At 39.1% G+C, this 24,463-nt stretch carries 19 protein-coding genes; 7 read left to right on the plus strand and 12 right to left on the minus strand.

Annotation, left to right across the window (positions count from 1 at the left end; translation table 11 throughout):
- Positions 1-6: 6 nt before the first annotated feature.
- Positions 7-912: a LysR family transcriptional regulator gene (locus tag EV695_RS16850; RefSeq protein ID WP_131907187.1), complete on the minus strand. Its 906-nt coding sequence runs from the start codon at positions 910-912 to the stop codon at positions 7-9.
- Positions 913-1,064: 152 nt separating this feature from the next.
- On the opposite strand from EV695_RS16850, the gene EV695_RS16855 reads away from it, so the two are divergent.
- Both EV695_RS16855 and EV695_RS16860 read left to right on the plus strand, forming a co-directional pair.
- Positions 1,065-1,277 carry a hypothetical protein gene (locus EV695_RS16855; RefSeq protein ID WP_131907188.1) on the plus strand — a complete coding sequence of 71 codons (213 nt, stop codon included), beginning with the start codon at positions 1,065-1,067 and terminating at the stop codon, positions 1,275-1,277.
- 63 nt (positions 1,278-1,340) lie between these two features.
- Positions 1,341-1,553 carry a hypothetical protein gene (locus EV695_RS16860; RefSeq protein WP_131907189.1) on the plus strand — a complete coding sequence of 71 codons (213 nt, stop codon included), beginning with the start codon at positions 1,341-1,343 and terminating at the stop codon, positions 1,551-1,553.
- A 166-nt stretch (positions 1,554-1,719) separates the two neighbouring features.
- Here EV695_RS16860 and EV695_RS16865 read toward each other — a convergent pair whose 3' ends face one another.
- On the minus strand, positions 1,720-2,163 hold the full coding sequence (locus tag EV695_RS16865; RefSeq protein WP_131907190.1) for a DUF6508 domain-containing protein: 444 nt from the start codon (positions 2,161-2,163) through the stop codon (positions 1,720-1,722).
- Between the two features lie 206 nt (positions 2,164-2,369).
- On the opposite strand from EV695_RS16865, the gene EV695_RS16870 reads away from it, so the two are divergent.
- Positions 2,370-2,894: a 2-thiouracil desulfurase family protein gene (locus EV695_RS16870; RefSeq protein ID WP_131907191.1), complete on the plus strand. Its 525-nt coding sequence runs from the start codon at positions 2,370-2,372 to the stop codon at positions 2,892-2,894.
- Positions 2,895-2,973: 79 nt separating this feature from the next.
- Here EV695_RS16870 and EV695_RS16875 read toward each other — a convergent pair whose 3' ends face one another.
- The 4 genes from EV695_RS16875 to EV695_RS16890 form a co-directional block, all read right to left on the minus strand.
- Positions 2,974-4,011 carry a CobW family GTP-binding protein gene (locus EV695_RS16875; RefSeq protein ID WP_131907192.1) on the minus strand — a complete coding sequence of 346 codons (1,038 nt, stop codon included), beginning with the start codon at positions 4,009-4,011 and terminating at the stop codon, positions 2,974-2,976.
- Between the two features lie 177 nt (positions 4,012-4,188).
- On the minus strand, positions 4,189-4,599 hold the full coding sequence (locus EV695_RS16880; RefSeq protein WP_131907193.1) for a MerC domain-containing protein: 411 nt from the start codon (positions 4,597-4,599) through the stop codon (positions 4,189-4,191).
- 450 nt (positions 4,600-5,049) lie between these two features.
- Positions 5,050-7,896 carry a DUF349 domain-containing protein gene (locus EV695_RS16885; protein WP_131907194.1) on the minus strand — a complete coding sequence of 949 codons (2,847 nt, stop codon included), beginning with the start codon at positions 7,894-7,896 and terminating at the stop codon, positions 5,050-5,052.
- A gap of 302 nt (positions 7,897-8,198) precedes the next feature.
- Positions 8,199-9,668: a right-handed parallel beta-helix repeat-containing protein gene (locus tag EV695_RS16890; protein WP_131907195.1), complete on the minus strand. Its 1,470-nt coding sequence runs from the start codon at positions 9,666-9,668 to the stop codon at positions 8,199-8,201.
- Positions 9,669-9,934: 266 nt separating this feature from the next.
- On the opposite strand from EV695_RS16890, the gene EV695_RS16895 reads away from it, so the two are divergent.
- Positions 9,935-11,476, plus strand: a complete 1,542-nt coding sequence (locus EV695_RS16895; protein ID WP_131907196.1) for an FG-GAP repeat domain-containing protein — start codon at positions 9,935-9,937, stop codon at positions 11,474-11,476.
- 179 nt (positions 11,477-11,655) lie between these two features.
- Here the strand turns inward: EV695_RS16895 and EV695_RS16900 are convergent, their stop codons facing one another.
- From EV695_RS16900 to EV695_RS16920, 5 genes are all read right to left on the minus strand, one after another.
- Positions 11,656-11,940: a hypothetical protein gene (locus tag EV695_RS16900; protein ID WP_131907197.1), complete on the minus strand. Its 285-nt coding sequence runs from the start codon at positions 11,938-11,940 to the stop codon at positions 11,656-11,658.
- A gap of 141 nt (positions 11,941-12,081) precedes the next feature.
- On the minus strand, positions 12,082-13,899 hold the full coding sequence (locus EV695_RS16905; RefSeq protein ID WP_131907198.1) for an ABC transporter ATP-binding protein: 1,818 nt from the start codon (positions 13,897-13,899) through the stop codon (positions 12,082-12,084).
- Between the two features lie 264 nt (positions 13,900-14,163).
- The gene (locus EV695_RS16910; protein WP_131907199.1) at positions 14,164-17,346 is read right to left on the minus strand and encodes a hypothetical protein; all 3,183 of its coding nucleotides are present in this window, start codon (positions 17,344-17,346) and stop codon (positions 14,164-14,166) included.
- Positions 17,347-17,356: 10 nt separating this feature from the next.
- Entirely contained in the window at positions 17,357-18,460 is a 1,104-nt protein-coding gene (locus EV695_RS16915) for an AAA family ATPase (protein ID WP_131907200.1), read from the minus strand.
- A 9-nt stretch (positions 18,461-18,469) separates the two neighbouring features.
- Positions 18,470-19,678 carry a DUF2201 family putative metallopeptidase gene (locus EV695_RS16920; RefSeq protein WP_131907201.1) on the minus strand — a complete coding sequence of 403 codons (1,209 nt, stop codon included), beginning with the start codon at positions 19,676-19,678 and terminating at the stop codon, positions 18,470-18,472.
- 249 nt (positions 19,679-19,927) lie between these two features.
- Between EV695_RS16920 and EV695_RS16925 the strand changes: the two genes are divergently transcribed.
- Positions 19,928-20,344: a hypothetical protein gene (locus EV695_RS16925; protein WP_131907202.1), complete on the plus strand. Its 417-nt coding sequence runs from the start codon at positions 19,928-19,930 to the stop codon at positions 20,342-20,344.
- Complete coding sequence (locus tag EV695_RS16930) at positions 20,328-21,539, plus strand: alpha/beta hydrolase (protein ID WP_131907203.1); 1,212 nt, start codon at positions 20,328-20,330, stop codon at positions 21,537-21,539. Before EV695_RS16925 ends, EV695_RS16930 begins: the two co-directional genes overlap by 17 nt.
- A 15-nt stretch (positions 21,540-21,554) precedes the next feature.
- Here the strand turns inward: EV695_RS16930 and EV695_RS16935 are convergent, their stop codons facing one another.
- Complete coding sequence (locus EV695_RS16935) at positions 21,555-22,619, minus strand: hypothetical protein (RefSeq protein WP_207907140.1); 1,065 nt, start codon at positions 22,617-22,619, stop codon at positions 21,555-21,557.
- 550 nt (positions 22,620-23,169) lie between these two features.
- On the opposite strand from EV695_RS16935, the gene glgC reads away from it, so the two are divergent.
- Complete coding sequence (gene glgC / locus EV695_RS16940; RefSeq protein ID WP_131907204.1) at positions 23,170-24,399, plus strand: glucose-1-phosphate adenylyltransferase; 1,230 nt, start codon at positions 23,170-23,172, stop codon at positions 24,397-24,399.
- Positions 24,400-24,463 lie beyond the last annotated feature (64 nt).

The following is a 24,463-nucleotide window of genomic DNA, read 5'->3' on the forward strand; positions in this document are numbered from 1 at the left end:
CGTATTCTAGTTCTGGTCCCAATAAGGATTATCACCAAAGCGTTCAACCAAAAAGTCGATTAATAAACGAGTACGACGAGAAAGGGTTCGAGATTGTGGGTAGACTGCATAGGCATTCATCTTTGGTAATTGATAGTCTTGCAAAATCGGCACTAAGTCGCCAATGGCTAATGATTCCCATGAAATAAAGGTCGGGGTAAAAAGAATCCCGTGACCAGCGGCTGCCATAAAGGAGAGAAAATCCCCATTATTTGCAATTATATTGCCCTTGGTGGCGACATGATGCTTCTGCTGATCTTTATCGACCAGTGTCAACGTGGTGTTGCTCGCTAATGAATATCTGAGCACTTGATGAGTTTTTAATGCTTCATGGTCTTTCGGTGTGCCGTGTTCTTCCAGGTATTTTGGGCTTGCGCACAATGCGAAGCTAACGGGAAACAAACGTCTTGCTTTTAAACTCGAATCATCCAGATCACCGATGCGAAATGCCAGATCATATCCTCCACCAATCAGATCGATTTGATTGTCAGTAAAATCTATATCCAGCGTTAACTGTGGGTGTTCTTTAAAAAAGGTATCCAGCGCTGGAGATAAGTGGGTTAAGCCAAATGACAATGGCGCTGATATACGTATCGTCCCTTTTAAATCACATTCCGGGTTTGACGTAATATTATTGAGCTCGCTCATCTCATTGATAATTTGCAAAGCGCGTGAGTAATAGTGTTCTCCGGTATCACTCAGTTTTTGAGTGCGCGTTGTACGATTAATCAGCGTGACGCCCAAACGCGCCTCTAATTCTGACAATCTTCGGCTAACGGCTGACTTTGCGATGCCCATTTGTTCTGCGGCTGTACCAATACCACCCGCCTCGACAACTCGCACAAAAGCTTCCATATCTTCTAATTGACCCATGCATCACCTATTGTTCTAAATACAAGAATAATTATTTGCGATTATCCGTATTTATCCTTTTTTATTCAACAGTTAATATTCTCTCATCGGCAGGAAATGACTCCTACCAATTTAAATAAAACCAAATAAAACTGAATTAAAGGAAATTAAAAATGAACACTAAAGCAATCATCGCAAGCACACTTTTTACTGCACTAATAGCTGGCCAATCTGCATTCGCAGGACAAGATAATGACCAAGGCGTTTTCGCTACTGACACTGCTGTTACACAATCAACATCAGCTGACAAAGTGAACTACGACGCTCCAAAATTTAATGGCGCACAAAATCTTGATAACGAAGTAACTGTTAGCGGCAGAAAATAAGCCCTAACAAATAACACAATTATTTAAACAAATACTCCATACAAAAATTAAAGGAATTTAAACATGAACACTAAAGCAATCATCGCAAGCACACTTTTTACTGCATTATTAGCAGGTCAATCTGCATTCGCAGGACAAGATAATGATCAGGGCGTTTTCGCTACTGACACTGCTGTTACGGAATCTGCATCAACTGACAAAGTGAACTACGACACGCCTAAGTTCGAGCGTACACAAAAGTTTGATAACGAAGTGACTGTTAGCGGTAGAAAATAATCGCTTCCCTCGAAGGGATATGTGTATTTGAATCAGCACTGTACATAAAATCCCCGAAAAGAAAGTAGCCTACTCCATGTGACTAGGCTATTTTTTTGCCTTGAAAAATCAGACGAATAGTATTTAAAGGAAAATAAAGACGTCATTGGCAATAAAGAATATGGACTTAAAAACCTTCATTATTTTTGAGTTTATCCAGCCGTTGTAATAGCCGCGATATATGACCTTCCTTGATCATGGTTCCCAGATAACCTTCACTCATGAATTTATCCCCTCGCACACAGAAACTCAGCATTTGTTTAACTTGTGTAAGGTCAGCACATTGAACAACCACATCACTGCTAATCATTCTGCTGATGATTAATTGATTAAAGCTATCATCACGCCAACATTCTTTTGCAGCAACGCGCAAAAAGTCTTTAACCAATGGATCATAAATGGGCCAACGCATGAAATTGACATTGTCTTCTATGGTTTCGCCGCCTTTCCATTCGATAATCGGGTCGAAATCTCTGCGGTTGAGCGTGGAATAGAAAGCGATAATTTCTTCGTAATCTTCACGTGTAGGGTTAACTGTTTCCATCGAATCAGAATATAAGCTATTTGCCATTATAAAAAATACCCTGTTGAAAAATACGTGATTGTGAATCATAAGACATCCAGATCGTTCTCTAATTGAATCTAAAGCCACCCCTTCTTACCATGAGTTTAGGACTAGTTCGTCTGAAAGACGACTCTAGAGCCTAGCGTGTATTAGGGTACTTTTTATTTGTTTTTAACAGCACTCTTAATCTAAAAGCACGTTAAAATAGCGCCATGACAAATACAGAAGAACATGACGAACTCCCCAACATACTTATTAGCGCTTGCCTTTTGGGCAACCCTGTTCGCTACGATGGTACTGACTTATTCATTGATCACCCTTTAATCAAGAAGTGGTTAGATCAGGATCGTTTAATCGCCGTATGCCCCGAGGTTGAAGGCGGAATGCCTGTGCCACGTGCTCCGGCAGAAATTCAAACCGGCGACGGCAAGCTGGTACTGAGCGGAAAGTCTTGTGTAGTTGATGTAGAAGGCGAAGATGTCACCAATTCATTTATCAGAGGCGCATTAAAAAGTTTAAAAATGGCACTCGATAATGACTGCGTTGCTGCAATTCTGACCGAGCACAGCCCCTCTTGCGGCAGTAACAGAATTTACGATGGGAGTTTTACCAAAACCAAACGCGATGGTGTCGGCGTGACAACGTCTATGCTTGAGCAGAATCATATCCCTGTTTTCAATCAGGAACAGTTAGAAGACTTGCAGGTATATTTAGAAAGCGGGGATTGGCAAGATTAAGGTCACCCCCCTACTTTGGGGGCTTTTTTTATTCACTATTTTTATTCATCGCTTTTAGGCAGATGTTTTAAACACGAGATTACGTCAGAATACAGCTCATCAACGCTTCTTCAAGGTTATCATTCAAGCGTTCAGAAATAATTTCGATACGGCTTTCATCACACGCAGGCAGCTCAACTTCGGTCAAAGCATCGGTATCAAGATTGAAGCTATAAAAACCTTTATCGGTAATAAACACAGCCTTTACTCTTTCGGCGGAACAACTCCAGACAAACTCAACTAGCTTGTCGTGATCGAAGATCGTCTCTCCTGAGAAACGCCAACCGATACTGTGAAAACCTTCACCTTGATTGACCGCTTTGATAATCCCGCACTCGGGAATGGCCGTTTCAGGAAGCAATGGCCTATCGTTATGACCTTGATGGTGATGATGATCTTCATCTATTTTCAACTTGCTTAAAGAGGGTCCTGCTAACGCATCTAGTCCGATATCCCCGTGTTGCGCAAATATCACCTGCGCCTGTTCTGTACCCTTCTGCTTGACGTAATCTATCAACCTTTGTTTGTCGCCATTATCGCAATCCTCGCCTTCGCTGTATAAATCCGACTTGTTACCAACAACTGTATCAGCTATGGCGATTTGTTGATTAAAGATATCGTGACTTGTGTAACGCTGATCCGATAATTTTCTAGCATCAACCAGCGTGATGGTCTTCTGTAATGACAACACTTGTTGATAGTGTTCGGATGAAAGCACCTCCAGAATTTCTTTCGGGTGTCCCAGCCCAGTGGGCTCTATTAACAAACGATCAGGCGTGGCACTTTTCAATAATTGATTCAAAGCAATTTGCATGGGCACACCCGCGGCACAGCACATACAACCACCTGGCACTTCGCGAATGTATACGCCACTTTCTTGAGGCTGTTGACCTTCAAGTAAACTGCCATCAACACCAATCTCGCCAAATTCATTGACCAGAATGGCCCAACGTTCGTCAGCGGGCTTATTCTTAAGCAAATGTAAAATCGTTGATGTTTTACCGACGCCTAAAAAACCCGTGATTATATTGGTAGGGACTGCTCGTATTTCAGTGTGATTGGTATTTTTAGAAGTCATAGATTATCTTTTAAGGTGATCGGTGCTTTAAAAAGCCGATAGTTCGAGAAAATTTCAAAAAGGGAATTGTAATTCACTCGTTACTATTAGTAGACCCATAGATGACCTAATATAAAAAAATAGTGAATAAGCTATAAAACGACCGTAGCAAAATCACACATCTAATCTAATCTATCCTCATGCTTTTGACTGATGCTCTGGGCAATCACAAGCGCCCTGATGAGACCGACACAATCGATAGTTGAGGAAGTGTCCAACCGCCATAAATGTTGCACCAATCACTGTCAGCCATTTTTCACCTGATTCCCCTACACTCTCTTCGAATAACACAGCAGAAATCATCAGTGCCAAACCTATAAAACCAAGAACAAGTAATTGGAAACGTTTGTGTTTCATACACCCCATGGTCAATGCATAGACACTGGTCGGTATTACAGCCAGTAACATCCATAGATGAAAAGATTCTCCATCAAGTTGTAACGCAGCAAGACTGGGCAGCCAGATCATTGCCAATGGAAATGCTAAACAATGCGCCGCACAAAGTAGTGACAAACCAATTGCGAATTTATCTGTAAGTGTTTGTATCATAAGATTTTACCGTTATAAGCTTTATAAATCTGAGTATTGCTGGTTGCTCTAATTTAATGTCAGAGCAATTACTTAGTAGTAACTCAGCAATATTAAAAGCCACAAATGTTATATTATAACATTACATAAATAAACACTTACTTAAAAAAAGTAGTTAGCCGAGGCGCAGCCGAGAGAATATTGGAGTGTAACGATGACTGCTCAAAGAGTGAGGTTTTGCAAAAACCTCATAAAAGTACGGGGGTGCCAAATGGCAAAAAGGAAGTAAAAAGAAACTACGAGAGAAAGTCAGAGAATATTTGCCCGCGCGCAGGAGTAACGTAACGCAATAAAAGAAAACTAATAAGGACTCGTTAAGATCATCCATAGATCAATTAAATTCTTTTCTTTTATTGCGTGTAGCAGATGTAAGACTGCTTATACAGTCATGCTAAAAGCATAGAAACACTATTACGATTCGAATGCTCGCCAAAAGCGTTTATCCAGTGCTAGTTGCTGTTGCGGCTCTGCACCGGGCATACACAACCAATCCAATTCCATACTTTTCAATTGTTCGGCATTGTTCAAGGCTTGCAGACCTAAACCAGATTCATTCATCTGCTCTAACTGGAATTTCATTCGTTCCGATTTATCTTCGACTGGGGTTTCAGCACCCTTGGCAATTTCCAGTTTAATACACATCAATCGACGCTCTGCTGTGACTTCGCTACGATCCGTTAGCGTTGCAGCAGATTTACGACGTGCCTCGATTCGCTTGTTAAAATCTGAATCATCTAAGGTAATCGAATCCCATTGGTTTTCAATGTCTTTTAACTGCTTCGCATCAGGAGTCTTTTCCTCAGCAGACGCATACAATGCTTCCAGTTGAGTACAAAGTTCTGCTTTTTGTCGCAGTGCGTCCAGTTGCCCTTTTCGAATATTATTGATAATCCGATCATGGCATTCATCAAATTGCGAACAGGCATTTCGGTAATCACGTTGAATGCCCTCTGTTAATTTTTCAGGTAATTGCTCTGGTAAATCAGGCAATTCAGCATAACTCGCCTGCAACTCAGTAAACTGATGATCAGCCTCGCTTAACTCTGTCGCTGTTTTGGCCAGTGTCTGAATAGATTTGATGATATCTCTGTAAGCATTCAATTGCTCATCAGTTTCTGCTCTTTGTCCTTGGCGCACTTCCTGAATCTTGCCAAAAACCTGGTCCCCTTGCTTCTTGAATTCTTTCCAGGCTTTTTGATCATCCTTGCGCTTGGTGACACCGATCTGTTTCCATCGATGTTGCAGTGTTTTTAATGCAGTTAAATTTTCTTCTTTGGCATCTTCTTCTACGAGTGCCGCGGCTTGTTTTATAAGCTCTTGCTTCAGTGCAATATTGGCTTCGTATTCAATATTCAAATTGTCATAGACCTGATCCTTAAACGTTGAAAATTGCTCCCATTGTTTTTGACCGGCTTTATGTTCGACATCTTTGATATTAGTGAAGTGGCTGCTAATACTGCGCACACTGGCTTCTACAGCCTTATAATCGGGATTATTCTCTGGCTTGCTTTGTTCAGCCAATTCGCGCATTTCTTCAACATGTTTTTCTCGTTGCGCCAGATTGTTTTTGCGCAACTCTCGACGCTCATTAAAGAATACTTCGCACGGTTGATAGACCTTATCAGAAGCTTCTTTAAAACGCGGCCAGTATTGCTCTGAAATGTCAGAATTACCCAGTTCTTTCCATTGCTGTTGCAGTGCTTTCATCTCGTTAAACTGCTTATCAGGATGTGTTTTAGAGCCGATCAACTGCTCCATTTTTTCACACAGTTCGACATACTTGGGTTCGGTGGCAAAGCTCTTCCAATCGCCCATATCGCCGAGTGTTTCGAAGGCTTCTTCATAGCGCGTTTTCAGTGCTGCTGCATCCTTTCCCGTAAAATTATCGAGCGCTTTTTCTACCCTGACACACATCTGTTTCGCCCTTGTCAGATTGCCTATTTTGGCAAAATGAAAGATGGAGCTTATATTTTTGTGCACCAGTGTTAGTTGACGCTCATAGCTTTCGGCGGCATCTTTTTTAGCCGCAGTCCATTCTGCCAGTTGCTCCTGCAATTCAGTTTCTAACTGCAACACGCCGTATGTAGACGGCCAGTTTAATTTATTTAATGCCGAACTTAAGGCGCGCACAGGTTTTTGTAGTTGTGCATGCTTAACTTGAGTCTCATCCTTTTCAGAATCTGCATTTTCCTGAGTAGAAACTTGAGAAAATAAAGGAACAACCTGCTCCACCAGTTGAATCGCGCTTTTTAAAACAGCGATCATCTGTTGATAATCATTTAACAATCCAAAATCAGGTGAAGATATCAGTGCTAAAGAATCCCAATTAAAACGCATGTCCTCATGCTTTTCTTTGGTCTCAGCTAATAATTCAATCGATGTTTCAAGGTCTCGATCAGCGACATTCTCGAGCAGGCTTTTAAGTTCATCCACGATTTCTTGTTGTGATTCTTGCGTGACTTTAACCGTCAACCGATCCTTATATTGTGCATCGAGAATATTTCTAGCGGCTTGATAACGCTGTTTAGACTCACTCGAGATTTCAAAATCGAGATTATCCCAACGTTTACAATGCGCGACACACCTTGGCATAAACTCTGGTAACCAGTCATCCCGACTAGAGAGGTATTCCACTTCTTCAATCAGCTCATTAACTGTCTCTAGTTTTTCTGCCTGCTGGTGCTCAAGCTCTCTGCACTCTTCAATTTTGGTTTTGATAATGCGTTCTGCATTCTTGTCTTTACCCCTAATAATCTTGCGCGCAGATTCAAGCGCCTCAATGCCGGTCAGCATTTTCGCAATTTGCTGGCGTGAATCGGTAAATGCTGTCGCTGAAAGCACCTCAATTAGTTGTTGAGAAGGAAGCCCCTGTATCGCCTGTTCTCGCACTGCAGGCGTTTCTGCATGCGCCGCAACACGTACACTCAATTCAGGATAGCTTTTCAACATATCATCGAATTCTTGTGGGTTTAGGCTGGCACTCTCGCCCATTAAATCGTCTAACCTTTTTGCTGCCACAGAACACACCGTTTGCGTTTTTTTGTCATTGCCATGCTGCAAGGATATTTCATGCAATGCTGGTGCTGACTTTAGTTGCTGGATGGCTGCAATGCAGACGTTAACATCCTCATCGTTAGTCGCCATTTGCACGAGCTTTTCCTGATGCTCTTTATTGTTGCTATCAAAAGCAGCAATTGCTTTCAGGCGTTTTTCAACAGATTTACTTTTCCAGGCCGGTCTAAAAAGGTCAGCTAACATAGTTTTCCATGTGATTTGTTTGATTGAAGATTATTCTCATAAGGCATAAGAGATTTTTCTATTGTGAATAGCGAATTGTAAATCAATTTAACCTTGAATAGGTGAGCTAAGTCATCCGTAGGTGTTTTTTTAAAAGTGAATATAGTGCCCCATACCCCAACTTACGCAGAACTAAAGATTCGTTCGCCAGCAAAGCGATTCTAAATCAAAACATTTGCACAAGCATGTTTTGATAAGACAACAAAGTAGCTTAAAAGTTACTTAATTTTTAGGGGGTACTTTTATCAGAGAGCTAGATAGATTTACCAACCATCAAGTACACATTGCAAGGTATGCGGATTAGTTTCTGATAGCGGTATGTCTTGCAGAGTGTCACCGAGGTAATTGCCACTGGCAAAGCCTGTTGCGTTCTTAAATCGATAGGACCAGCAATACCTAAGATTTGGGTGGGCTTCGGAATAGGTCACCAGATTATCAACCAGTATTACATTCTCAAAATCCGAGAATGCCATAAAATAACCCAAAAACTGATTACGTCTTACATCTGCATCCGAGCTTTTATACATATACATTCCGCAACTGTTACACACATTGTCGTGAACATACGTTGCGCGATTATGACCTTTATCGCCACCACTGGAATATTGAATATAACCCAGCCTTCCGTTGACAGATCCATCAACCATTGTGATCGTATTCCTTGCGATAATATTATGCGTTTTATGCCAGCTAACGATTGGACCATCGATGTATTTACTACCCGCGCCCTGCTCCATCACATTATCTAAAATATATACGTTCTCACCACTGGCATTCACAATATCGCCACCTGTATTGTGATGAAAATAATTATTCTGAATCAGGATATCTTCATCGACTCGACCCGGACCTTCAATATCAATACCAAATTGCGGGCTTGTACCATTGATATGATGTATTTCATTGTCTTTGATCTCAATGTTAGTTCCCCCAACAATTGAAATTCCCTGACGTCTGTTGTTATAAATATTGTTATCGATGAACGTCACATTACTCGAATCCAGCACTAGCGAACCATCTCCTGTGACATCACTGATCTGCATATTTTGAATTAACACATTGTTATTGCTCCACACGCAAATACCATGACCTTCATCGTGTGCTGTTTTTCCATCGCTACTTCTTGGTGTGAAAACATGGGTATCTCTATCACCCTTAATCACACCATCTCTAACGTTTATATTGTCACCGTTCAAACGTAATACGCAGTAATTCCATTTGTCATTCGTATCAATAGATAAAACCGCTCCTTCACTAAAGACAAATTCCGTATCAGCAAAAATATCAATCCCCTTTTGGTAGATTGTATTACCAAAATCACCCACTAAATATTCGCCCGCAGGCAAAATAACTCGGCCATAACCTTCATCATGCGCCCAATCTATCGCTGCTTGCAGATTAGCTGTTGTTTTAGCCGCTGCTGTTCCGTTATTCGGAATATCCCAGGTACTGACATCAATCACATATTCTAAATTATTAGTTAGTACTGGCAGTTGAGCCTTAAACAGCATTTTAGGTAAGCCATTTGCATCAAGGTCTTCTGGATCTGCTCCATAGCTTGAATTTTCAACGTCATCCTCAGCTTCGTCACCATCCTCACCACTATCTATATCGACCGATTCAACAGACTCTGATGGATTTTCATCAAGCGTGTCAGATGATCCAGAACCTCCACCGCAGGCAACGAGAAAAACCGACATAAAAACTAACAGAAAATAAGGTGCACTTTTCATAAAGAACTCGTTTAATTAGATTAGGAGACAAAGGGGATCTTGGTCGTCAATACCAATATGATGCTTCTTGATAAAGCATCAATCAAGTTAGAGACACGACAACGTGAAAATCAATGAGACATTGCCCCTTTCAACCCTAAGTTGAGAAAAGCATGGAAACATTATTATCTTCGGCTGTATGATCAATTTATGACCCAAAGATACTGCATAACCCTCCTATAATTATATTATACTCGGTATGAACTTAAAAATGGAGAACATGCGGAATGATAAAATTAAATTTAAGCCCTCTTTTTTTTACAGTTGCATTTCTAACTGCTTGTGGTGGAGGCGGTAGTGGAGGGACAGCAGATAGTTCAGAAGATAATTCAGAAAATAGTATAGAAGCTAGTGCCGGCGGTTCTTATCCTGATGGCTGCACTCCTAGTGACTGGGAATCAGGATCCTATCAATGTAACCCAGCAGATATAAGCACTAAAAATGCAACTATTCTTCCTGGCCCCTTCAGTAATTCAGACAGGGAACTTATTCCTGAGATCGCTGTAGCTGATCTAAATAAAGATGGTTTACTTGATGTGCTGGTGTCTGTAACTGACTATGCCGCTGTTGCAACGTTTAAGGTGTTAATTAATGAAGGAAACCGATCTTTTACTGATCAAACAGATACCCTATTTCCTTCAAGTCAAAATCAGTCACAAGCACAGTTACCATTTTGGATTTCAAAATTTTATACTCTTGATATGAATGGAGATGGACGTGTTGATATTGTAGCTAATACTTCAAATCCAGGAATAGGAGTTGTTGACAGAATTTTTATTCAGCAAGAAAATGGCACTTTTTCTGAGGAGCCATTAGCAACATTCCCTGGAAGAGAGTACGAAGATTTCAGTTCATCAACAGGAGTTTCTGTCAGACAAGGAAACTCGTTCTACCCGATAGATGCGGATAATGATGGCGACTTTGATTTGTTGGTGGCTGATTTCCATGAAGAAACGTTATTTTGGCGTTTACTCATCAATAATTCAACAAACGGTGTTTTATCTTTCGTCTCAAGCGATATTCCGTTGCCATCATTTAATGGAACAGATCAAATAGCATTTATTGATGACCCTGTAGTTGTTGATGTAAATCATGATGGATTCATGGATTTTGTATATGCAGGACCTAAATGGAAAGGGGGCTTTGTAAATGAAACTAATACTATAAAGATTCTTTTAAATAATGGCACCTATGGTTTTTCAGATGGAACTGCGAGCGTTATAGATGGAGAAGTACCTGCATTAATACATGGAGGTTCATTAATATCCGGTGATTTTAATGGTGATGCTGATGACGATATTCTAATAGCTGGCGGTGGTTATGATGCTTTTCCATTTAATGGAGAACGCAACGTACTGTTACTTTCTCAATCAAACGGTTTATATTCTGATGCAAAAACCGACGACCCTCTTTTTGCTACCCCACGTTTCACCCATTCATTAGCAGCAGGGGATTTAAATAATGATGGGAGTTTAGATATTGTTTTTTCCGATGTAGCGAATGGTTCATCTTGGCAACTAGGAAAAGTGCTCATTAACGATGGTGCTGGTAATTTCACTGAAGTTATCAATCCATTTCCCAATGCTCAACTCTATGGAACAAGTGGAGGGGAATTTGGGCTTGAAGGAAGTTTAAATGCCTGGACTTCAACTAAAATCGCAGACATGGATAACGATGGTAATAATGATATTATCTTAGGTTATTCATCCCATGAAACTAATTCTATTATTTATTGGAATGATGGAAGTGGTACTGGTGTATTTAAGTAAAGTTCTTTAACTTGCGAATATCAAGTAGACTTAGTTATTATTGAAACACAATGGCTAAGTCTGCTGTAAATCACATACAATTCAAACGTAAAAAAAGCCCTTATCAATCGAAAAGGGCTTTTTTTTAAGTTGTATGTGACGAATATCTTACTATATGAGACGCACGACGATACTTAACCTTAAATCGAATGAAACACTTCGCCCGCATGAGGATGAATCGCATCGCCGTCCACAACGCCTGCTTCAACCATCTTATCAAACATCATTTTAGCCGTGTCGCTGGCTGCATCCGCTGTTGCTTGATCAGGATATTTTGCTAGAACGACGCCTTTACCATTTCCGTATGAAACGAAATCGATAAAATCTGCACCCGCACCTTCTAAGTCACCGCGTAAACCTTCCGCTATCTGGCCTGCTTTATCCATGTCTGACGATGCAAAACGTGTGATTGTGTAAACTGCCATTTTATACTCCAATTGTTGTTAAATCCTGAGGGAGTAGGAGTATAAGTCACCCCCCTACTTTGGGGCACTTTTTTTACGATTATTACAAAACTATCATAAAAAAATGGAATTAAGACCCATCTTCAATATGAGTCGTTAAAGCTATTCAGGCAAGAAACCACCCGCTTGCATATTCCATAATTTTGCATAATGCCCAACACCTTCAGCGTCGTTACTATGGGACTTATCGAGTAACTCTTGATGCGTCCCATCTTCAATGATTTCACCATTATCAAACACCAAAATACGGTCCATATCCGATATGGTTGAAAGCCTGTGCGCAACCACGATCACCGTTTTCTTCTCCATCAATCGTTCCAGCCCAAGCTGAATTTTTCTTTCGGTAATTGAATCCAATGCAGAAGTCGCTTCATCTAAAATCAAAATAGGTGAATCTTTTAAAATCGCACGCGCAATCGCGATTCGTTGGCGTTGTCCGCCGGAGAGTTTTACACCGCGTTCGCCCACTAATGAATCGTAGCCCTCTTCGGTTTGCAGAATAAATTCATGCGCATTGGCTTTCTTTGCAGCTTCGATGACTTCTTCATCGCTGGCGTCCAGTTTGCCGTAACGAATGTTTTCCATTAAGGAGCGATGGAATAACATCGGGTCTTGCGGAATCAGCGAGATACTCTCGCGCAAGCTATCCTGAGTCACTTTCTGAATGTCTTGGCCATCGATAGAAATCACGCCACCGCTTGGCTCAAATAAACGTAACATCAAATTAACAAAGGTCGACTTACCTGAGCCAGAAAAACCTACTAAACCGACTTTTTGATACGGTTTGATATCCACATCCATCTGCTTGAATACCGCCAAACCTTCTGGATAGGTAAAGTCTACTTTTGAGAACTTAATGTGACCCTTGGTAACGTTAATATCCTTTGCACCGGGCTGATCGACAATATCGTGCGGTTGAATGAATATCGAAACGCCATCCGAAATATTGCCAATGTATTCAAAGAATTCGAGAAAGCTTCGGCTTAGACCACGAGCGGCTTCGATCAACATAATCGAAATACCTGCCACCATCGAAAACTCACCTACGGTCATGCCACCTTCAGACCAGATTTTTAAGGCATAGCTGACCATCGAAACCATCAACACCATTGCAGAGACAAATTGGAACCAACGCATCTTTTCCATAAACCAGAAGTTGCGTTTAGCCGCGACGATTTCCTCATCTATGAATTCGCCCAAGTAGTCCTCTTCAAATTCACCGCGAGCGAACATTTTGGTGTTCATCATATTAGTCACAGAATCGACCACTTTACCGGTTACCTTAGAGCGTGCAGCAGCAAAGGTTTTAGAATAGGTTTGGCATTTTCTGGCCAACAGAATTGAAATCGACACATACACAATCAACCAAACCATCAATACCAAGGCGAGCTTTGGCGTTGTGTTAAATAGAATAATCAGAGCTACGGTTGATTGAATGATTAATGGATAGAACGTAAAGCAAATCGTCCATAAAGAATGCATGCAACTGGTCGCAATTTCAGTAATCCGATTTGCCAGTGAGCCTGCAAAATGCGAGACAAAATAACGGTGTGAATGAAACTGTAAATAACGAAACAAAGAGCGCCTGATAATAGATCGTAGACGTGGCCCATTACTCACCAGAATCGCGCCACTGGCTCGGCTAAACAGCACGATGCCTAAATTTAGCAGGGCAAAAAACACCAGAGAATCATAAGCCGCATCAAACACATCAGCACCGGTTTCATTCGCCATTGTTACCGCATCGATGATCTGTTTCACCGCATACGGCAGCATGATGGTGCAACTCGCCTGAGCCGCTTCAAAACTGAGGATGGCAACAATCGCCAATGACATTTTACGATAAAAATACAACGCAAAACGCCACGGTGTGCGTGGAAGTTTCGGTGCTTTATCGGCAATGGTGAAGGTAGAATCCATGTGATGAGTGTCCTATAGAAAACACTATAAACCAAACATTATGGGGACTATGTTTTACGATTAAAAGACGTTAAAGAATACGAATAAATTATAATTTTAGTCACCCCCCTACTTACAGGCACTTTTCTATCAATTAATCATAAATCGAGGGTAATATAAGCACTAAACTTTATTGAACTGGAAAGCTGAGATGAAGACATCTCTGAATTCGTGACATGGGCTCTTACTCAATTAATAGATTTTGTAAAACCAATTTTGGATGTCTTAATTTTTTTCCATTATGACCCCATCAAACATCGCTTCTAAATCCTCTAACCAGTTTTTAGGGCGATTTACAGAAGGTAGATTTAAAATAGTAATTCTTTTTAGACTTGGCATTTTAAACACAGAAAAGTCTCTGACTAGTGCATCATCAAGTACTAACTCTTCTAAGTTTGAAAAATAGTTATGGCTACTATTATCTATAATGAGATTTGTCTTTTGCAGTATCAGTTTTGCGATTTTAAGAGGTTTTTCAAACGGAGGAAACCAAGATGTTTTATGTTTACCGTACGAAATATAATCTTCGTACAGTTTAAGTGTCTCTAAACCCTCAAGCTTTTCAATGCCTATCAATTTAGGATTGTAGTCCGCCATAACCTCTAAAACACGAAGTTGTTTAAATCCCTCCAAGTCAGAAAAATCATCAGTTTTATAAGCTTGTTTAAAAACTTCAACATTGGGGAAATTTTCTGATTTAAAGTTCTCGATTTTAATGTGACTGATGTTTAATTTCTTTATAGGATAAATAGCATGCTTTACACGACTCATGCACAGTTTTAGTTCATACAACTTTGGTAGATTTGTAACATCAAAGTCAAAAACACCCTCATATTTATCTTGATAAATTCTTTGAAGTGAATCAACCATGATCTTTTTCTGTGTGTTTGTATCCATTTCTACATCAACCAAATCAAGAGATTCGATATTGGAAAATGGCATCACATCTTCACAATGATAAGTTAAATCCTTCAATACTAGTTTCTTAATAGAAGGAATTTCAATTGAAGTTTTAAAGTAAATATCACTATATGAAGCACCATCACCTATTAATGATAAAGACTGTATATTCGGATGCTTTTCTAAACTATCTAAAATTAAACGGTCTATTGATGCATCATTCTTGAACTCATCAACAAAGTCATAACGCAAAGTAAGCTTTTCGACGATGTTGTTTAACATCATATCTAGTGGAGCATTATAGACTACTTCTAAGGACTGAACTTCATGTACCCATTGTTTTTTACAAGTCAGAGCTGATGTAATTAACTTTAAATATTCACTTTTTAAACTACCAGTAGTCCCTTCAATATTAATTGATTTTGCTTCTATAATTATAGACTTAGCATCAAGCTTCTGAACACACTCGTTCAGTGTAAACTTTCGTTTATCTTCTATATGTATTTCTTCTAAGGATGAAGTAAAGAACTTTGAATACGTTTCGCTATCAAAAGTACAATTATTAATTTCAAGTTTTTTAGGTGAGCCACTTATGAAGAGTTCATCGTTAATTTTTTTAATATTCGTTAAATGTATTTCACCGTTATTATTAAGCTCTTCTGTGACTAATTCTTTTGATGTTATGTCTAAGAATTTAGCCGCTTCAATCTTCCCATCAACTTTTACCACCTGAGCTATTAGAGATATTTCATCAAGAGAAAGCGCCCCCTCTATGTGAATTTCTTTTGCAGTTATGCTCAAACTTTCTAAATGACTTAACTCTGATGTAGATTTTTTTGGAATAATGATGGTTTCTTTTGTATTTTCAATCGATAGGCTTTTTAACCAAGGCATTTTTTCAAAAACATCAGAGTAATATTTGACATAAATATTATCGATATTTGTTGCAAGTCTAAAGTACGAAGAGGCCATACCATCAACTCTGATCCAGCCTCTCGATTTTGTATTTACAAAATCTACAATGCATTTTTCTGCCCAAATACTTTCTTTTGTTAATAAATAGAATTTAGCTATATCCTTTTTTGCAACGAGCACATAAGCGAAAAGCTCAACATCAAAACCCTCTAACTTTTCCAGTGCTAATAAATCTCTTTTAGGTTTTTCGTCATTACCCATTGAAATGTAATTACGCTTAGCACAAAGCTCTAAAAATGCTTTTCCTATTTTTCCACCGTGACGAGCAATAAGCTCTTTTGCTTCATCTCTGATTTTTTTTGTGGGGTGCACTTTAAATAGCCCACAAACTAAAGCAAATACGTCAGTGGGAATACCACCATCTTTCATGAGACTAAAAGCAATATTTACATTACTATCATCATCACTGAAGAGTAAGTCTTGTAACTTTCCTGCTATATTTTCATTGCTATTTTCAGATAATGTACGGTTTTCTAAACTGCTTAAAAGTTTCTCAAAAGTTATGGCAGATATTACTGTTATACTTTTAGGCATCTCTTTGATCTTTGGCTTGAACCCTAAAACCAATACATCTGTATCACTGGTAAGTTTAGTCACTATTTTAGCGTTACTTTCCACCATTAACTCTTTAACTTGCATAAGCTTGTAGGCTTGTAACGTACCTGTCACACAGAAGGTGAGTCTGTCAAAATTATCGATATCTTTTGAGTAATAAGTATGAAATGTTTCCAGTGCTCTTTTTCTTACATTTAAAAGACTAGCGTTTAAGAATGCTAAAAGAGTCTCTGCTTTTGGCTTAAATGAAGGGTTTTGCTCTGTTAGGAAAAGCCGCAATAAGATGTATTTCTCATCATCTTCTAAATGCTTTAATTCATCTTCAAGTTTTTCATACTTCTTGCGATATTTTTTATCTACTAAAAAGTCTTTAAAAGGCATTGAAAGAATTTCTTTTGTTACATTATCCCAACGACAAGAGAAAGTATTTATATTAGGATTATTTGCTACTATAACTTTTGTAATATCTTGATTTTTAAGTTGTGGAAACTGATATTCAGTTAATGTAGTTATATCTTCTAAGAAAAAAGGTATATATTTTTTAGCATCATTTATTGTAATGCTACCACAGATAAAAGATTGTAAGTTTAACCATGGCTCATCCCCTTTTCGTCTTTTAATTGATAGTCTATTTCTAGAAGAATAACTATATTCAAAAATCACCTCTTCTAACTGCTCATATCGACTTAAAAGTTGGTCAAATGCAAAAAGAGCTGACCAAACCCAAAAATCTTTAAACAGTTTCTGCTCAACAACATCTTTACTTTTAGAAAGTCTTTCATAAACACCTTTAGGAAAATAATCTACTCCAAACGATACATAAAAAAAGTCATTATCGTCTGAATAGTTATCATGGTTATGAAGACTTTTTACTTTAATTATACTAATGTCATGATCTTTTTTTATTAACTCTTCAACTTGATCAAACCATTCATCGACCCAACAATTTACTTCTACATTTAATTCTTTATTAGACATCTGCATATCCTTAAACGGTTAAAATCAACATTGCTAATACTGGATCAGAAAACAACTTCTTGATTTCGCTTCGTTTGTCTTTTGCTATTTCTTGCACCAAAATTAAACGTAAATCTTCAGGTATGAGTGAGAGCTTAAGAAACTTTTTTAAATTTTCCACTTCTGAAGTATTTAATTCATTCTGAGCGACATAATTGACTAATCGTATGCCTATAGTCGATAAAATATCTATACGTTTTACCTGCTGATTTACTAATGTTTCAATTTTCGGGGCGATAGTTTGTTCAAACTTCCTCGATTCTAAAATTTCTTTTGGTGCTATAAGTTTATCAAGGTTATTAGATACAAAAGCAGTAAAAGCAGAAGCTGTATTTTTATCGAGTGATGAGAGAGCTAAAGTATTGACCAGCAGTAAGTTTTCTTTTAAATCATCTATGTTTTTTATACTTTCAAAAAATTGAACTAGTGAGCGAGGAGTAGTCAATTCACCTGTAACTAGCTCAGGATAAGTTAAAACAAAATTGACGCCGCGCTCATCTACGCCATTTTTTAGTGCCCAGGACGCCCAATTTTTAACATCAAACTCCATAGATACATGCATCATTCTGGTAAGCATTGCATCATCCATAGTGGTAATGGAGTAGTCTCCCCCTTCTGGGTTAGCCGTTAAAATAATATGCCATTTACTGGGTAGCTTCCATGCAGAAAGTTCATAGTTTTGAAGCAATTGCATAATACCTCGTAAGATTCTGTCATCTGCACGATTAACATCATCTATAAGCAATATACCCGGACCTTCAGTAGTCGGAACCCACTCTGGGGGAGCAAACTTGGTGCTATTAGTTTCTTTGTCTAAGTAAGGCATTCCTAATAAATCCCCCATCTCTTCGAATTGAGCAGGTGCAACATAGGCAAAATCATAGCCATTTTCTTCTGCAATTTGCTCAACTAATTGCGTTTTTCCAATACCATGTCTTCCCCAGATACATAAAGGTGTTTTTACATTTAAATCTTCGTTGAAATGAATATTGAGTTGATGATTTACAAATGAGCTTATGGCATCTGTATTACAAAATGCACCATAATACTTATAGGTATACTGGCTATCAGACATAGATTTCCTTTACGTATTCATGAAAACTACACGACCATCAAGGTCGTTGGTTAGTTCTTTTTTGTTATAAATTAACCAAAGAATCGGTACTCTACTTTTGATTTTGGGACTCTCAGCCATCCCATCAGTAAAGTAAATGATTGCATCACCTTTAATAACATCATTGTTATATGCTATGGGGGCATCAAAACTAGTACCACCGCGCCCTTGAGTGAAACTTGGTATTTTTCCCTTGTAGGCATAGCTACGTTGAATATCAACATCACATTCTACGATTATGATTTCTACATTCTGTTTCCATATATGAAAAATCTCATGGAAATATTCTTGTAGATCTCTATCTCTTAAACTACCTGAAGTGTCTAACACGATACAAAGTATGTTTCGCCTTTTTATCTTTGTGCCTGGGATGGTTCCATAACGCCTTGAAGGTCTAGATAGGGTATTTTTTAAATAGGTTTTTTTACTTGATGTCACAAAAACCTTTAGTGCTCTTTTCCAGTCGACCTTCTGTGTTTTATAAATGACAATTGTGTCTAGATAACTACGCAACGATTCGCTGACACTTCCCCACGAGTTATTGAGAGTCATTTTATTATTTATACTCACAAACAAATGGTTTAAATTATTTTCTATTATTCCATTTTTAGCTTCAATATTATCATCAAAACTTCGCCAGCTTTCATGAGAAGAAAAACACGTTCTTTTCTCTAATTTTGAAAGTAAATTTATTGGACAAACTGCGTCATCATTTTGCTCAGAATTACAATCATTCGATTTTTCATATACTTTTAATAAAGCATCATAGTAATAATTTAAATTCTTGTTAGTTTCAAGATGCACGCCTTGGGTTTCTAAAAATAACAAAGTGAATGCATCATGCGGCAATTCTTCAGTTTGTAAGTTTTGATTCACCACTAAATCAGAAGCCAAATAGAATATATTTTTCATTTTATACTCACGTGCTCTAAGAGGGTGTTTGTAAACTAAGTGCAAAAGCTCATGTTTTATCAACCCTTTTTTAACCTTTTCAGTTTGTGCAAACCAATACTCTGGCTCAAAAATAAACTCTATAAACTCACGTGAAGGAACGAAAGAAAGTTTATGTTGAGACGTAATTTTTTTTTTAACAAACCCTACAAAAAGATGACCATAAAAAGGCTCTTCAATGAGTAATTGATACGAGATTCTATTGATGTCTTGTAATAAATTATCCACTTATCTTTTATTTTTAATGTACATAGATTGATTATACTCACCATTTCCACTTTAAGCTGAATAGTTTCTAAGCCGCCCCATACTTTTTATCCAATCCTTTTAACAGCGATAATAATTAATCTTCTTATTCAGCCTATGTATTTTGGATCCAGAGATTTCTAATAACATTCATTTAGACACAAGTATTAATGGATAGATGATAAGCTTGCAGCTTACTAAGTTCAGAATGGCATCTGGGAAACAATAGCTATGAAACGTTTGCATGATTTTTTGACGTCCAATTTTTTACTTCTCTCATTAATGATGATGCTCACAGCCTGCTCTGTTAGCCCGCAAAGAACCACTTCCGTTAAACCTTCCAGCTTACCCACTACTACAGAGCTTGCGGGTAAATACAGTCTGTTTGCTGGTTCGGAAGTGAGTTTTGATGTCAGTGAGCAAAACGGAAATCTATTGGTTTCTATGTTTGGTGTTAAATCAAAACTACAAAAAATCACTCCAATACGCTACCGATTCGCCACGGTCAATGAAGGCAGGCCTCGATGGTTTATTCGAGAAGATTCACTGCAACGCAATCGAGCCAGTGTCACTAATCAAGCTGTTTATACGCAACGACTAGCCAAAAACTTAAAACCCGGTGATAATAGCTATGAAACGTTTGCATGATTTTTTGACGTCCAATTTTTTACTTCTCTCATTAATGATGATGCTCACAGCCTGCTCTGTTAGCCCGCAAAGAACCACTTCCGTTAAACCTTCCAGCTTACCCACTACTACAGAGCTCGCGGGTAAATACAGTTTGTTTGCTGGTTCGGAAGTGAGTTTTGATGTCAGTGAGCAAAACGGAAATCTATTGGTTTCTATGTTTGGTGTTAAATCAAAACTACAAAAAATCACTCCAATACGCTACAGATTCGACGACGGTAACGAGCTTAAATTCGATTATAATCGAGAAGGTATTTATGACCGATTCGCCACGGTCAATGAAGGCAGGCCTCGATGGTTTATTCGAGAAGATTCACTGCAACGCAATCGAGCCAGTGTCACCAATCAAGCTGTTTATACGCAACGACTAGCCAAAAACTTAAAACCCGGTGATTATACCTTTTCACGATTCATAAGCCCTTCTCGCGGACTTGTTGATTATTCCGTTTACCTTCCGCCAGAATGGAAACGCAATAGCAACAAAACGTATCCTTTGGTGTTTTTTCTACACGGTCAGTTAGGTTGGGAGCATAGCTTCCCCGATAGTGTGCCGGCATCGCAATTAAATCAATGGATAGCCCAAGGCTCAATTCCACCGATGGTGATTGTGTCATTACGTACAGGTCGATTAAATGGGAGGGTGGAAGAACAATGGTCTTCTGCACGCAATGAAACGTTATTGACCAGTGAAAATAGCAATGAATTACGTCAATACATTCGTCAGCAATTCAGAGCGGGTATGTCTGCTAGAACCACGGCAATACATGGCCACTCTCGGGGTTCTCGCGGTGCAATTCATTACGCTTTAAAGTACCCAAACAGCTTTTCATCTGCAGTCGCTAATGCGTTTGTGAGTGACTACGCGCTGGATGAAACCAAAAGAATTGCCCTGCAAAACCAACAGCAGATAAGAAACCGAGGCATTCCACTGCGTATTTCAATTGGTGATAGAGATGAGTTCGCCTTAAACATGGGGCGAAAAGCATCACCTGTGATTCATCAATACCTGAATAATTTAAATATCCTACACGACTACGAAGTTTTCCCGGGCGTTGATCATGGGTTCGTCAATATCTGGAATACCAGACAAAGAACGGGCTTACCAAATGGTCTGGGTGAATTACAACTGCATGCAGAGGCATGGGCCAAGGGTTAATGACATATAGCTAAGCTAGCCCTGACCTGTTGTCGTTTTAAACCTGACTGTTGGGCTATCGTCGTCAACGACGCCGTTGTTATCAAAACTAGTGTTACCAGAACCAGTATTACCAACATCAGCGCTACCAGCACCAGTATTAGTGCTTACCCAGCTCATGGCTTTTTCTTTCATTTCGCGGAATTTTTTCGAGCCTTGTTCTAACTTGCCTTCCCATTCAGGGTTGGGTTGTTGATCTTGTGTTACTTTAAAGAACACCTGCATCAAGGCTGTCATTGCAAACGGATCTATTAACGCCGCTTTAATACTTATCGAAGCGACTATCGCGATCATCAGTGGCCACATTCCACCGACTTGTCCGGTTAGTTGTAACAAAAGAGCAATTGGTCCGAAGGTTAATAACATCACCAATGCGGTTAAAATCCAGCTGATAACTGTTACAAATACCGCATTTTTTAGAAAGACTTTATAGTTTTGGGCGTACAGCACAACAGCCTGTTTAGAGCCTTCCCATGGATTATCTATTTCATTTTTGATGTTATAGGCGAGGATAATTTCATCAACATAGGTCGTTGAATTTTTAACGATAGCATTGACGAATTTAACTATCGGCTGGGGAATAAACGGCAGAAAACTTAATATGCCTTCAAACAGGCTGGTAATAAACTTAACGACTTTCTTGATCACTTGATCCACCGCAAACAAAACCGATGCTTCTTTAAACCGGTCTTTAACGATGGCCTGCGCATAACTGATTTGGCCTTTACCTGATGGGATTTCTTCCTTATCCAGATATTTCAGGATGACGGCAATATGGCCTGCTTTCACCATATAGAGCAAGTACTCACGCACATAAAACAATATGCCCGTAACCAGTCCAAAGCCACCGATAATTCCATAGAAGGCGCCCGCCTCAGACTCGCCAGCGACTTTACCGATAAGGGAACCTACCCCAGCACCCGCGCCGGTGGCGATCACATACGCGATAGTAATGCCAAAATAAATCAGAAACCTAAATAACATGAATGATTTAGTTTTCCACAGCGCGGAAAAAACGTCTTTTATTTTGAAGTCCAACATTTCATCACTCCCATAATCTATCAAAGCACGTTACAAAACTCTCGGTTCTGCAACACTTGTTGAGTTAATGATTATTTATATAACAAATGATTTTTGGGAGCTGTGATGTATTTCACATTTATAGAAATCGACAGGAATTAGAAAAGATATAAGTCACCCCCCTACTTTAAGGGCTTTTTTATTGTAGCTTCAATCATTAATGATATGGCAAACGTAACTACAAAAAAGAAAGTAAGATTGATAAGCGATAGCGCCATATAGGCTTCGTAGGGTAAACTAAATGCGAAAGCGGTAATCAATTTACTAATAGCTCTGCCTCTCATAGTAAAATTTTTTTAGGCGGGTTCGTAAGATATCACTTTACTATTTATTAATAATAACAATCACCTATAAATAAGAACTGAATAAAAACAATACGAACAAAGAAGAAGAATAAGAAATTTAAAAGTGCCATTTAAGCAATTATTTGCTGTACTTTTGAGGAGGATATAGACGAATAAATTAACACTTCGTTAGTTTATGCGTAATCATATTCATTGAGGGTAAACGTATGTCAGGCAACTTATTCGAAGATGCTGTTTGCATTTTATTAGCAGGTGGAAAAGGTTCTCGCCTACAACCTTTAACCACAGATCGAGCTAAACCAGGTGTCCCATTTGGCGGTAAATACCGCATCATTGATTTCACCCTGAGCAACTGTTTACACTCGGGTATTCGACGCGTTCTGGTGCTCACTCAATACAAATCTCATTCACTGCAATTACACCTTTGTGATGCCTGGTCGATCTTCAATCCTGGACTTGGGGAATATATAACCGCAGTTCCGCCGCAGATGCGCACAGGAGATTCCTGGTATAAAGGTACGGCTGATGCGATTTATCAAAACATCTGCTTACTAGAAAGCAGTGGCGCTAAAAAAGTTGTGATTCTGTCAGGTGATCACATATATCGCATGGATTATGGCGCTATGCTAGAACACCATAATGAATTTGAGGCTGACCTTTCAGTCGCCTGCATGCAAGTCCCTATTGATGAGGCAAGCGCGTTTGGCATTATGACCATTAATGAACAAAGTCAGGTCATTCAGTTTGAAGAAAAACCCGAGAACCCCGCCTGCATGCCTAATCAAACAGAGTTTGCATTGGCCTCGATGGGGATTTACATTTTCAATATTGATACCCTGGTTGATGCTTTAAGCAAAGATAACCTTAACCCTTTATCATCACATGATTTTGGCAAAGACATTCTGCCCTTATTAATCAAATCACATAATGTGGTTGGCTATGAATTCGGCGGCAGTGAAGGACGGGTAACACCAGATCGCTACTGGCGTGATGTAGGCACGATAGATTCATATTTCGATGCCAATATGGATTTGCTTTCGCCTCAACCGCCACTAAATCTGTATCAAAAATCATGGCCGATACGCACCTATCACGGTCAACATCCACCCGCCAGAATAATCACGGCTCACGATAACGAACAGGGTAAAATTAAAAACGCCATTATCGGCAGCGGTTCAATGGTTATAGATGCGACGATAATTAAATCTATCCTGTCCGCGAATGTCCGAGTCAATGAAAACGCCCACATCGAATCCAGTATTATTTTTGATCATGTACAGATAGGTGCTGGTGCTAAATTACGCGACTGTATCGTCGACAAACATGTGCAAATACCAGAAAGAATGATAATCGGCTATGACAAAGAGGAAGATGCCAAACGCTTTACCCTCTCGAAAAACGGAATAGTGGTTGTACCAAAAGGCTTTGGCCAATAATCAGTAAACACCTATCAATTAACACCGTTTACTGTGGTCACCCCCCTACTTTGGCGCCTTTTTT

Source organism: Cocleimonas flava (assembly GCF_004339015.1).
Classification (GTDB): Bacteria; Pseudomonadota; Gammaproteobacteria; order Thiotrichales; family Thiotrichaceae; genus Cocleimonas; species Cocleimonas flava.

Coding starts and splice junctions, on each gene's coding strand:
- EV695_RS16850 (WP_131907187.1), bottom strand. CDS start 912: ATGGGTCAATTAGAAGATATGGAAGCTTTTGTGCGAGTTGTCGAGGCG.
- EV695_RS16855 (WP_131907188.1), top strand. CDS start 1,065: ATGAACACTAAAGCAATCATCGCAAGCACACTTTTTACTGCACTAATA.
- EV695_RS16860 (WP_131907189.1), top strand. CDS start 1,341: ATGAACACTAAAGCAATCATCGCAAGCACACTTTTTACTGCATTATTA.
- EV695_RS16865 (WP_131907190.1), bottom strand. CDS start 2,163: ATGGCAAATAGCTTATATTCTGATTCGATGGAAACAGTTAACCCTACA.
- EV695_RS16870 (WP_131907191.1), top strand. CDS start 2,370: ATGACAAATACAGAAGAACATGACGAACTCCCCAACATACTTATTAGC.
- EV695_RS16875 (WP_131907192.1), bottom strand. CDS start 4,011: ATGACTTCTAAAAATACCAATCACACTGAAATACGAGCAGTCCCTACC.
- EV695_RS16880 (WP_131907193.1), bottom strand. CDS start 4,599: ATGATACAAACACTTACAGATAAATTCGCAATTGGTTTGTCACTACTT.
- EV695_RS16885 (WP_131907194.1), bottom strand. CDS start 7,896: ATGTTAGCTGACCTTTTTAGACCGGCCTGGAAAAGTAAATCTGTTGAA.
- EV695_RS16890 (WP_131907195.1), bottom strand. CDS start 9,668: ATGAAAAGTGCACCTTATTTTCTGTTAGTTTTTATGTCGGTTTTTCTC.
- EV695_RS16895 (WP_131907196.1), top strand. CDS start 9,935: ATGATAAAATTAAATTTAAGCCCTCTTTTTTTTACAGTTGCATTTCTA.
- EV695_RS16900 (WP_131907197.1), bottom strand. CDS start 11,940: ATGGCAGTTTACACAATCACACGTTTTGCATCGTCAGACATGGATAAA.
- EV695_RS16905 (WP_131907198.1), bottom strand. CDS start 13,899: ATGGATTCTACCTTCACCATTGCCGATAAAGCACCGAAACTTCCACGC.
- EV695_RS16910 (WP_131907199.1), bottom strand. CDS start 17,346: ATGTCTAATAAAGAATTAAATGTAGAAGTAAATTGTTGGGTCGATGAA.
- EV695_RS16915 (WP_131907200.1), bottom strand. CDS start 18,460: ATGTCTGATAGCCAGTATACCTATAAGTATTATGGTGCATTTTGTAAT.
- EV695_RS16925 (WP_131907202.1), top strand. CDS start 19,928: ATGAAACGTTTGCATGATTTTTTGACGTCCAATTTTTTACTTCTCTCA.
- EV695_RS16930 (WP_131907203.1), top strand. CDS start 20,328: ATGAAACGTTTGCATGATTTTTTGACGTCCAATTTTTTACTTCTCTCA.
- EV695_RS16935 (WP_207907140.1), bottom strand. CDS start 22,619: ATGTTGGACTTCAAAATAAAAGACGTTTTTTCCGCGCTGTGGAAAACT.
- glgC (WP_131907204.1), top strand. CDS start 23,170: ATGTCAGGCAACTTATTCGAAGATGCTGTTTGCATTTTATTAGCAGGT.